General features: G+C 63.9%; 6 protein-coding genes. All 6 read right to left on the reverse strand.

Annotated elements, in window-relative coordinates; genetic code table 11:
* Positions 1-25: 25 nt before the first annotated feature.
* A complete protein-coding gene (locus AB8A50_RS11840; protein WP_439077761.1) occupies positions 26-1,225 on the reverse strand; it encodes an NAD(P)/FAD-dependent oxidoreductase in 1,200 nt (399 codons plus the stop codon).
* On the reverse strand, positions 1,222-2,100 hold the full coding sequence (locus tag AB8A50_RS11845) for a transglutaminase family protein (RefSeq protein WP_120292875.1): 879 nt from the start codon (positions 2,098-2,100) through the stop codon (positions 1,222-1,224). Before AB8A50_RS11845 ends, AB8A50_RS11840 begins: the two co-directional genes overlap by 4 nt.
* A complete protein-coding gene (locus AB8A50_RS11850) occupies positions 2,097-4,604 on the reverse strand; it encodes a circularly permuted type 2 ATP-grasp protein (protein ID WP_120292877.1) in 2,508 nt (835 codons plus the stop codon). The genes AB8A50_RS11845 and AB8A50_RS11850 overlap by 4 nt, the downstream gene beginning before the upstream one ends.
* 31 nt (positions 4,605-4,635) lie before the next feature.
* Complete coding sequence (locus tag AB8A50_RS11855) at positions 4,636-7,923, reverse strand: DUF2126 domain-containing protein (RefSeq protein ID WP_439077762.1); 3,288 nt, start codon at positions 7,921-7,923, stop codon at positions 4,636-4,638.
* Positions 7,924-8,157: 234 nt separating this feature from the next.
* Positions 8,158-9,681, reverse strand: a complete 1,524-nt coding sequence (locus AB8A50_RS11860; RefSeq protein ID WP_439077763.1) for a UxaA family hydrolase — start codon at positions 9,679-9,681, stop codon at positions 8,158-8,160.
* Positions 9,682-10,564: 883 nt separating this feature from the next.
* Complete coding sequence (locus AB8A50_RS11865) at positions 10,565-11,563, reverse strand: Bug family tripartite tricarboxylate transporter substrate binding protein (protein ID WP_439077764.1); 999 nt, start codon at positions 11,561-11,563, stop codon at positions 10,565-10,567.
* Positions 11,564-11,627: the final 64 nt, after the last annotated feature.

Here is an 11,627-nt window from a genome sequence, read left to right on the forward strand (position 1 = left end):
TTGTTGGATATTCGCCGGAGGCTGTCTAGACGTGCCGCCCCGCGGCAACGCCCGACGACCACGCCCACTGGAAGTTGAAGCCGCCGAGATGGCCGGTGACATCGATGACTTCGCCGATGAAATATAGCCCCGGCACTGATGTCGCTTCGAACGTTTTTGATGACAGTTCTGTGGTGTCCACACCGCCAAGCGTCACCTCGGCCGTGCGATAGCCCTCGGTACCGTTCGGACGCACGCGCCATTCCTTCACTGCCGCGGCCACGGAGGCCAGCAGCTTGTCCGAAAAATCCGCCAGCCGCGGTGGGCCGGTGATCTTGTCGGCGATCATCTGGGCCAGTCGCTTGGGCAGGAGGTCGCCAAGCACGGTCGCCAGTTCCTGCCGCGGACGTTCGCGGCGTGCCTCCTTCAAGGCGGCGAGCATATCGCGCGTCGGCGCCATGTCGATGACGACATCGAGCCCGTCGCGCCAATAGGACGAGATCTGCAGGACCGCCGGACCGCTGAGACCGCGATGGGTAAACAGTAGCGCCTCGTCGAATTTGGTCTTTCCGACACTGACCACGGCATCGACGGCAACGCCAGCGAGGTCCTTGAATTGTGCAAGCGCCGCAACGTCGAAGGTCAGCGGCACCAGCGCTGCCCGCGGCGCGATCATCTTCAGCCCGAACTGCTGCGCCAGCTTGTAGCCGAAGGCACTTGCACCCATTTTCGGGATCGACGGCCCGCCGGTGGCGACGACCAGCGACTGGCTGCGATACTCGCCCTGATCGGTGGCGACCACAAAGCCGCTCTCGTTCTTCGTCACGCCGAGAATGCCGACGCCGAGCCGCATCTGCACGTCGCTGCGTCGGTTTTCGTCCAGCAGCATGTCGATGATCTGCTGGGACGAGCCATCGCAGAACAATTGCCCGCGCGTCTTCTCGTGATAGACGATGCGATATTTTTCGACCAGCGCGATGAAGTCCTGCTGGGTGAAGCCCTTCAGTGCGGATTTGCAGAATTGCGGATTCTGCGACAGGAAATTCGCCGGCGTCGTATGCAGGTTGGTGAAATTACAGCGCCCGCCGCCGGAGATGCGGATCTTCTCGCCCGGCGCCCTCGCCTGCTCCAGCAGCATCACCGAGCGACCGCGTTGCCCCGCAATGCCGGCGCACATCAGGCCGGCCGCACCGGCACCGAGAATGACGATGTCGGCCGTGTTATGCGCGCGACGGACGATGGTCATTCCAGCAGCAGCACATCGACGGCAACGGCGAGCTTCTGCTTGCGGGCCCCAACGATCACACCATCGACCGGCGACACGTCGGAGAAGTCGCGGCCGATCGCTAGCACGATGTGATCGTTCTCGACCAAAATGTCGTTGGTCGGATCGAAGCCTATCCAGCCGAGTTCCTCGCCGCACCAGACCGACACCCAGGCATGGGTCGCGTCGGCGCCCTGCAGGCGTTCCTTGCCCGGCGGGGGAATGGTACGCAGATAGCCGCTGACATAGGCAGCAGGCAGGCCGAGGCCGCGCATGCCCGCAATCATGATATGCGCAAAATCCTGACAGACACCGTGGCGCTTATCCAGCACCTCCTGCAACGGCGTCGAAATCACGGTGGCCTTCGGATCGTATTTGAACTCGGTGCGGATGCGGTGCATCAGGTCGACGGCGCCGGCGAGAATCCCGCGGCCTTCAGTAAAGCTCACCGCCGCATAGTCCGTGACGGCATCGATGATCGGCACCAGCGGACTGGCGAAGACATAGCCGATCGGCGAGGCACCGCTGAGGTCGCTGGAATCGAACGCCGCCTCGCGGACGCTCTCCCAGGAAGGGCTATCGTCGCCGCGCCCCGGCGCAAAACGTTCGACATAGACGCGCGACCGGCTGTCTATCCGCAGCACCCGATGCGGGGTTTCGATCAACACGCTTTCCGTCGGCGTGCCGAAGAAATCCGTCCGCATGGCGCGGGCCGCCGGCAGCGGCTTGATATCGACGCTGTGCGAGACCAGTTGCTGCCCGGCGCTGCTATTGGGCTGCAGCCGCAGCGAGCAGCGCGCATAGCTCACCGGGCTTTCATAGCTATAGGTCGTGACATGGCGGATTTCGTAGATCACGCCAGCCCCGTCAGCTTTTCCGGGCGCGACGCGCTAGCACCGTGCGGGAAGTAATGCAGGCCGATGGAATCCGCGAGCGTCAGCAGATCCTGCTCCAGCGCAAACAGTGACTTGGTGTGGATTTCGGATGCCTCGCCGGTGACCAGCGACGAACGCAGCGCCACCGCCAGCCGCTGCGGCCGTTCCATCAGGCCGTTCTCCTTCAGCGTCGGCAGGCTGGCGATGTGATCATTTAGTGCCGAGACCTGGAATGCCACCGAGCGCGGGTTATAGGGATCGAGCACCACGAGATCGCGGACCGGTGCCAATAGCGGACCAACGAGATAACGCGAGCGATAGGTGATCTGGCAATCGACCAGCGTCAGCAGGATATCGAGATCGTCGCTCGTCGCCTCGTCGGACGCGAATTGCCGCGCAAAGCGCGTGGTGTTGATGGCGCGTTCGGCACGGCGCCCCATTTCGAGGAAACGCCAGCCCGCGGCTCGGTTCATGTTTTCCTGCGCGAGACCGGCGAAGCTCGCCAGTTCCTGCAGCGTGAGTTCGGCCGCACTGACGACGTCATCGTCATCTTCGACTTCATGCGCAAGCCGCTCGGCCATTTCGGTGATGACCTGCCAGGCGTCGGGGGACAGCCGTTCGCGCAGCGAGGTGGCGGTCCGCAATGCAGAGCGCACCAGCGATAGCGCTGAGCCAAACTGCTCTTCGCCCTGCAATGCCTGAGCCGCGATCTTGGCCGGCTGGGAGCGCGAGGTGAGCGATGTCGCGCCCCAGGTCATCAGCATGCGCTGGATGCGCTCGATCGATTGCTGCCCGGTGGCGCCGCCCTTGCCGGGATCGCGCTGCGGCACGCTGAGTGCACGAATCAGACGCAGCGTGGACTCCGCGCGCTCGAGATAGCGCCCGAGCCAGAACAGATTGTCGGCGGCCCGGCTCGGCACCCAGCCGGCGATGCGGCGGATACGAACATTGTCGACGGCCGGCAGCAGCGTCGAGGCAGGGACGGCCTTGTCGGCCACGACCCAGACGTCGGCGGCGCGTGCGCCCGCGCCCATGGAGACTGCGCGGGCATCCGGTTGATCCGCAATACGGCAGAAGCCGCCGGGCATGACGGTCCAGCCCTCAGGCGTCGCCGCCGCGAAGACGCGCAGCACGAACGGACGTGGCGCGAGCCGGCCATTGTCCCAGACCGGCGTGGTCGACAGCTGCACCAGCTCCTGCCCGACATAATCGACGCCGCGATTGGAGATCGCTGCCTTCAGACGCTCGCGCTCGCTTGGCGAGAGCTGCGACGGCAGCACCGGCGAGTAGCCAGGGAAACCGGGCACCGCTCCGCCATAGGCGCCTTCGATGGCAAAGTCGTCGAGCCGCGCCAGCACTTCCTCGCGCGCCGATTTCTGGCCGCACCACCAGGTCGCGATATGCGGCATCTTGAGTGGTTCGCCGAGCAGCTTCCGGCTCAAGCTTGGCAGGAAGCCCAGCAGCGCGCGCGCTTCCATCACGCCGGAGCCAGGCATGTTGGCGACGACGACGCCATTCTTTCTGACAACGTCGATCAGCCCGGGCACACCGAGCTGCGACGAGGCATCGAGCTCCAGCGGGTCGAGCGAATTGGCATCCACGCGGCGCAGCAGCACATCAAGGCGCTTCAAGCCGGCCACAGTGCGGATGTGCACGCGGTCGCCGGACACTGCGAGGTCGTCGCCTTCCACCAGCAGGAAACCGAGATAGCGCGCCAGCGTCGCGTGTTCGAAATAGGTTTCGCTGAACGGCCCCGGCGACAACAGGCCGACGCGCGGCTCGTCGCGATCGGCCGAGGCACGCAGACTGTCGCGGAAGGCTTCGAAGAACGGCGCGACGCGTTCGACATTCATCGACTTGTAGAGGTCGGTGAAGGCGCGCGACAGCACCAATCGGTTTTCCAGCGCATAGCCCATGCCGGACGGCGCTTGTGTGCGATCGCCGAGCACCCACCAGCGGCCATCGGGACCGCGACCGAGATCGGCCGCATAGACGTTGAGATAGCGCCCACCCGGCGGTTTCACGCCGCGCATCGCACGCAGATATTCCGAACTGCCGGCAATCGCCGCCGCCGGGATCGCGCCGGACGCGACGAGGCTGGCATCGCCATAGAGATCGCCGAGAATCTTCTCCAGCAACTCCGCACGCTGCGTCATTGCCGCTGAAATCTGCAGCCATTCGGATTCGTCGATCAGGAGCGGCACATGGCTGAGTGGCCAGATCCGGTCGGCGATTTCGCCGGGCGCGCGGTAGGTGACGCCGGCTTCCCGGAGATGACGGTCGGCAGAGCCGAAGCGGCGTTCGATCTCGGCGGGCGCCATGGCGCCGAAGGCCTCGAAGAAACGCGTCCAGACCTCGCGGGGCGTGCCGTCCTGGGCGATGAATTCGTCGGGAATCCCGGGCAGCCGCTCGTAGTCGCGGGTCCATTGCGCGACTTTACGATGTCCCGGACGGGGCTTTTTCCCCTGACCGGCCTGTCCCGTCATTCCGACTCTCCAGCCCAAACTGCCTGCATTCTCAATGCAGGAGAGGCGTTCGCAAGTCGAGGGTCAATGGGAATTCAAGTGTGCGTTCTGCCCTTGGCGGGGCGATTTCGCCGGGCGTGTGGCCGATCTCCTCGAAACGGGCCAGCCGCCGGGCCTCCGCCTCATAGGCATTGACCGGTTTTGTCTCGTAATTGCGGCCGCCGGGATGCGCCACATGATAGACGCAACCGCCAAGCGACCGCCGATTCCAGCTGTCATAAATATCGAACACCAGCGGCGCATGGACCGGAATCGTCGGGTGCAGGCCGGACGCCGGCTGCCAGGCCTTGAAGCGGACGCCGGCGACCACCTCGCCGGCCCGGCCGGTATCGGTCATCGGCAGCGCCCGGCCGTTGCAGGTAATGATGTGCCGCCCCTGCGTGAAACCGTTGGCCTTCAATTGCAACCGCTCCACCGAAGAATCCACATAGCGCACGGTGCCACCGGCAGACCCCTCCTCGCCCAGCACGTGCCACGGCTCCAGCGCCTGCCGGACTTCCAGCGTCACGCCGCCATAGGTGACATGGCCGAAGACGGGGAAGCGGAATTCGAGCTGGGCTTCGAACCACTCTTTCGAGAATTCGTAGCCGGACCGGCCGAGTTCACTCAGCACGTCCTGGAAATCCTCCCACAGGAAATGCGGCAGCATGAAGCGATCATGCAGCGCCGTGCCCCAGCGGACGAATTTGCCGTCCTGCGGCTCGCGCCACATCCGGGCGATCAGCGCGCGGATCAACAACTGCTGCGCCAGCGACATGCGCGGATCGGGCGGCATTTCGAGCGCACGGAATTCGACGAGGCCGAGACGCCCTGTCGTGCCATCGGGCGAATAGAGCTTGTCGATGCAGATTTCGGCGCGGTGGGTATTGCCGGTGATATCGACGAGGATGTGCCGGAATAGCCGATCCACCAGCCACAGCGGCGCCTTCTCGCCGGGCGGCGGCACCTGCGCCAGCGCGATCTCCAATTCATAGAGACCATCATGCCGCGCTTCGTCGATGCGCGGTGCCTGACTGGTCGGACCGATGAACATGCCGGAGAACAGATAGGACAGCGACGGGTGGCGCTGCCAGTACAGCACGAGACTCTTCAGAAGATCCGGCCGACGCAGGAACGGCGAGTCCGCCGGCGAGCTGCCGCCGACCACCACGTGATTGCCACCACCGGTGCCGGTGTGACGACCATCGAGCAGAAACTTGTTGGCACCGAGCCGCGTCTTCGCGGCCTCTTCATAGAGAAATGTCGTGGTGTCAACGGCCTCGCGCCAGCTCGAGGCGGGATGAATGTTGATCTCCAGCACGCCGGGATCGGGCGTCACCTTGATGACCTCGACGCGCGGATCGAATGGCGGCGGATAGCCTTCGACATGCACCTGCATCTGCAATTCTTCGGCCGTCGCCTCCAGCGCCGTCACCAGTTCGAGATAATCCTCAAACTTCTCGACCGGCGGCATGAAGGCACAGAGAATGCCATCGCGAATTTCAATCGACATCGCCGTGCGTACACCGCCGGAACGAATCTGTTGCTCCTGGACGTATTGCGCGGCAGGCTGGTTTTCCGCAGATGCGATTTCGTCGAACACCGGCATGTCGCCACGCGGCTCCAGCGGATCCTGCTCGACGATGAACGGATATTCCTCTTCGGTGAGGTGCGGCAGCGACGACAACGGCAGGCGCAGGCCCATCGGTGAATCGCCGGGTGTCAGGAACAGATTGCCACGGCGCAGCTTCCACCGCTCGGACCGCCAGCGTCTGTCGGCTGCCGTCTCCGCATTCCAGCGCTGGATCGGCAGCACGAACCCCTTCGGCCTGTCGAGTCCATGTTCGAAGACCCGCGCCATACGTGCGCGTTCCTCCGGATCGGGCAATTTGGAGTCGCCGGGCACGACATTGTTCGGCAGGTTCGATTCCTTCTGCTCCCAATAGACGGGATCCTCGAAGGCCGGGATGACATAGTCCTTCGGCAGGCCAAGCCGCCGCGCGGTGCCTTCGGCGAAGCGCTCGGCACCACCGAGATCGGCGCTGCGCGGGCCTTCGATCCTGGAGATCAGCGCATCGTTCTTCCAGATCGGCACGCCGTCCTTGCGCCAATACAAACCGAACGCCCAGCGCGGCAGACTTTCGCCCGGATACCATTTGCCCTGCCCGTAATGCATCAGGCCCCCAGGCGCGAAACGCGTCCGCAACCGGCGGATCAGATCGTCGCCGAGGCCGCGTTTGGTCGGGCCGACGGCGGCCGTATTCCACTCCGGCGATTCCATATCGTCGACGGACACGAATGTCGGCTCGCCGCCCATGGTGAGACGCACGTCATGGGCTTTGAGATCGGCATCGACCTTCTCGCCGAGTGCATCGAGCCTGGCCCAGGATTCATCCGAGAACGGTTTGGTGATCCGCGGCGCCTCGCGAATGCGTTTGACGCCCATCGCGAACGCGAACTCGACTTCGGCAAAGCCGGCCATGCCGGAGATCGGCGCCGCCGACCGGAAATGCGGCGTCGCTGCCACGGGGACGTGCCCCTCACCTGTCAGCATGCCCGAGGTCGCATCGAAGCCGACCCAGCCGGCGCCGGGGATATAGACTTCGGCCCAGGCGTGCAGGTCGGTGAAGTCGGCTTCGACCTCGGGTGGCCCTTCGATCGGATCGATGTCCGGGCGCAACTGGATGAGATAGCCGGAGACAAAACGTGCAGCGAGACCGAGATGGCGCAGCGTCTCGATCAGGAGCCACGCAGAGTCGCGGCATGAGCCCGCCCCGGACAGCAGCGTCTCTTCCGGAGACTGCACGCCGGGCTCCATGCGGATGATGTAGTTGACCTTCTCGCGCAGGCGCGCATTGAGATCGACGAGGAAGTTCACCGTGTTCGGCGCTTCCTTCGCGATCTCTGCCATATAGGCGGTGAAGCGCGGACCTGGTTCGGTCGTCGCCATATAGGGCGCGAGTTCGCTCTTCAGGTCATCGGTATAAGCAAACGGAAACGTCTCGGCATAGGGCTCGACGAAGAAGTCGAACGGATTGATCACGGTCATTTCGGCGGTGAAGTCGACCTCGATCTTCAGCTCATTCGCCGGTTCCGGGAAGACGAAGCGCGCCAGCCAGTTGCCTTGCGGATCCTGCTGCCAGTTCACGAAGTGGTTGGTCGGCGTGACCTTCAGCGAATAGCTCAGGATCGGCGTGCGCGCATGCGGCGCGGGTCGCAGCCGGATGGTCTGCGGCCCCAGCGTGATCGGCCGATCATATTTGTAATGGGTGACGTGGTTCAGTGCGACGAAGATCGACACAGTGGCGCAACTCCAGCAGCTTTTTTAAGCAGAACACCGGAGGTGCCAGGGATCAAGCTCTAACAACGGGCACGATGTGCCTCGATTGGGGGCGCTTCACCTAACTCAGCCCTCATGGCGAGGAGCGCGCCGCTTGGCGCGCGTCTCGAACCATGAATCGGAGTGCTGGGCCATCCTTCGAGACGCGGCGCAAGTGCGCCGCTCCTCAGGATAAGGACGGAGCAGCGGTCACCCTCACATCGTCGCGCCGAGCACCCAGGGCGCGAATTCCGCGCCGCCGAAATCGAAGCTTTCGCTCTTGGTCGGCGCGCCGGACGCGGTCTTGAGCATCAGCTCGAAAATGCGCTGGCCGCATTCCTGCACCGTCTCGTCGCCATCGAGGATGGTTCCGCAATTGATGTCCATGTCCTCTTCCATGCGCTTGAACATCGGCGTGTTGGTGGCGAGCTTGATGGACGGCGCCGGCTTGCAGCCGAACACGCTGCCGCGGCCGGTGGTGAAGCAGACGAGATTGGCGCCGCCGGCGACCTGCCCTGTCGCAGCAACGGGGTCGTAACCGGGCGTGTCCATGAACACAAAACCCTTCTTGGTGATCGTCTCGGCATAGTTCAGCACATCGACGAGATTGGTCGAGCCGGCCTTGGCCATAGCGCCCAAAGATTTTTCGAGAATGGTGGTGAGGCCGCCGGCCTTGTTGCCGGGGCTCGGATTGGCATTCATCTCGGCGCCCTCGCGTTCGCAATAGGCATCCCACCAGCGCATCAGCCCGACCAGTTTCTCGCCGACCTCGCGCGACACCGCGCGGCGCGTCAGCAGATGTTCGGCGCCATAGGTCTCCGGCGTTTCCGACAGCACCACGGTGCCGCCATGGCGCACCAAGAGATCGCTCGCCGCGCCGAGCGCCGGATTGGCTGATATTCCGGAATAGCCATCGGAGCCGCCGCATTGCAGGGCTACCGTGAGTTCGCTGGCAGAGACTTCCTCGCGCGTGACGTTGTTGGCATCGGCCAGCACTTCATTGACGAAGGCGACGCCGGCCTCGGTGGTCTTGCGGGTGCCGCCGATCTCCTGGATCTGCATCTCGCGCAGACGTCCTGCGAGCTTCTGCTCCTGCATCAAGCCACCGATCTGGTTGATCTCGCAGCCGAGGCCGAGCACGACCACGTGGGAGAAGTTCACGTGCCGCGCGTAGCCGCCGAGAGTTCGGCGCAGCAGCGTCAGCGGCTCGTCCTGCGTCATGCCGCAGCCCGTCTTGTGCGTGAGTGCGACGACGCCATCGACATTGGGATAGTCGGCGAGCGGGTTGTGGCCGGTGAAGGGATTCTTCTTGAACACATCGGCGACCATGCTGGCGACATGCGCGCTGCAATTCACCGAAGTGAGGATGCCGATATAGTTGCGCGTGGCGACGCGGCCATCGCTGCGCTTGAGACCCATGAAGGTGGCGGGCAGATCGAAATTCGGCGTCGGCTTGACGTCCACGCCATAGGCGTAGTCGCGATCGAAATCGCCCATGCCCATATTCTGCGTATGGACATGCTGGCCCGGCGCGATCGGCTGCGTGGCAAAGCCGATGATCTGCCCGTAGCGGCGGATTTCCTCGCCGGTGGCGATGGGCCGGATCGCGACCTTATGGCCCGCGGGGATGCGCTCCGACGTCACGACGCCTGTCATCACCTCGATACCGGGCAGCAGCGTGGTGCGCGCGATCAATACGGCGTCGTTGTCATGCAGACGAATGACGGGAGATGGAGCCATCGGGATTTCCTCGCGCGCGTTTTGTGGTCTGGCAGACCTCTTGTTTGGAATGACTCTAGCTGAAAGAAGCAGGCGGCGTCAGCCCTGCTTTGGCCCATGATGACGCCCATCAGACATGCGTCATCACCCCCATTGTTTGCGGCGCGGGGGCGCCGTCGTCCTTTGCATTCCCACCCTCTTGCGAGAGGGCGTGCGGAACGCCGGGTGCCCGTTGCACCCTTGGGCCTGATGCGAATGCGGTCTTCCGCAGGTTAGTGTGCATCAGGACTTTCGGAGGCGCCGAGCAAGTGCCCGACGTTCCGCATGCGGTGTTTTTTCGGTTGCTTGCACATCTGCCATGGCGAACGGTCCCATCACCAAAATTAATGTCCCAGGGCGGAGGGACAGGGTAGCCTCAAGCACTTAAGCCGGACGCGTTTCGATTTGGTCGTCCGTCACGCTGTCCAGGGCTCTTTCCATCCGAAGGTCGGCCGTCTCCTTGCCAGTGGCAGTGCTGGCGCAGATCCGTCCTGCCCGAAGACAGACGTCACCCATGAACCGCGTGACGCCGCATCTCCGGCGTCCACCGCATCCCACCCCGCGAACGTGACGATCGCGATCGCCCCTCTCGGTGGGGCAGGACGTTGGGGAATATAAACCTGATGGGGATAGTGTCAACGGAGGATAGGAAAAAATGTTTGGGTGCTGTCTTGCCGCCCCACACTGTCATTCCGGGGCGTGGCCGGCCCTTGCCGGACGCGAACCCGGAATCCCAGCATGAGAGTCTCCGACAGCGCAAAACACTTCGAGATTCCGGGCTCAGTCCGGCTCGCTTTGCGGTCCGTCCTGCCCCGGAATGACGAGTGTGTGGCGGGCCGGACTGCCAGAGTGCCTCCAGACCCAACTACTGCGGCTGCGGTCCCAGACTCGCCGCAAGCTCAGCCCAGACCGGCGCCTCTTCCTTGTAGAGCGCCTGGCTCGCTTCCAGCGTCATCGGGCCCTCGTCGATACCCTGGCTCTTGAGGAGTTCACGCACGCGATCGCTCTTGCCGGCGCCAACGAACAGCGCCGACAGTTTTGCAATCACCTCCGGCGGGGTCTTCGCCGGAGCTACACATCCCTGAAAGGTCAAAAGGCTGTGCGCGCGTGAGGTTGCGCCCTGTTCGAGGAATGTGCCGACGTCGGGAAGATCCTTGATGCGGCGGCGCGACACCGCGACGGCGCGCGCTTTCCCGGTTTGCAGCACCGGCAGTGCCGCGGCGTAGCTGCCGATGCCGGCATCGATGGACCCACCGGCGAGATCCTGCCACATCGGCGCCTCGCCGCGATAATGCACAGCCTCCATCTTCAGCCCGTACTGCTTGTTGAGCTCGACAATGACCATGTGCGCGAAGGAGCCGGACGCATATGTGCCGACATTTACCTTCTCGGTCTTGCGCGCATAGTCGATGAAGTCCTTCAGCGTCTTCGCGCCGACCTTCTCGCTCACCATCAGCGGCAGGCTTCCGCCCGGCATCACCGCAACCCAGGCGAAGTCCTGCGGGACACTGTACTTGATGTCCTTGATGAGGACGGGATTGAGCATGTAGGCGGTGGTGTTGCAGATCATCAGCGTGTGGCCGTCGGGATCGGAGCGTTTCAGCTCCATCGCTGCGACAGCGCCGCCGGCACCGGCCTTGTTCTCGACCACCACGGTCTGCCCGAGCTCCCGCGACAGGTACTCGCCATAGACGCGCGAGAATTGATCGGTCTGGCCGCCGGCCGCGGAGCCCGCGAGAATCTTGATCGGCTTGGTTGGCCAGCTATTGGCGCGGACGAGTGACGGCGCACTCAACAATGCAGCAGCGCCTGCGCCCGCGGTGACGAATTGGCGTCGGTTGAGCAGACGCAAGTTGTTTCGCACGATCATTCTCCCGATTTGATCTTATCTCTGCGGATAAGTGCATCGAGTATGACCGGCTTCGCCT

The sequence above is a fragment of the Tardiphaga sp. 841_E9_N1_2 genome (assembly GCF_051811065.1).
Taxonomy (GTDB): domain Bacteria; phylum Pseudomonadota; class Alphaproteobacteria; order Rhizobiales; family Xanthobacteraceae; genus Tardiphaga; species Tardiphaga robiniae.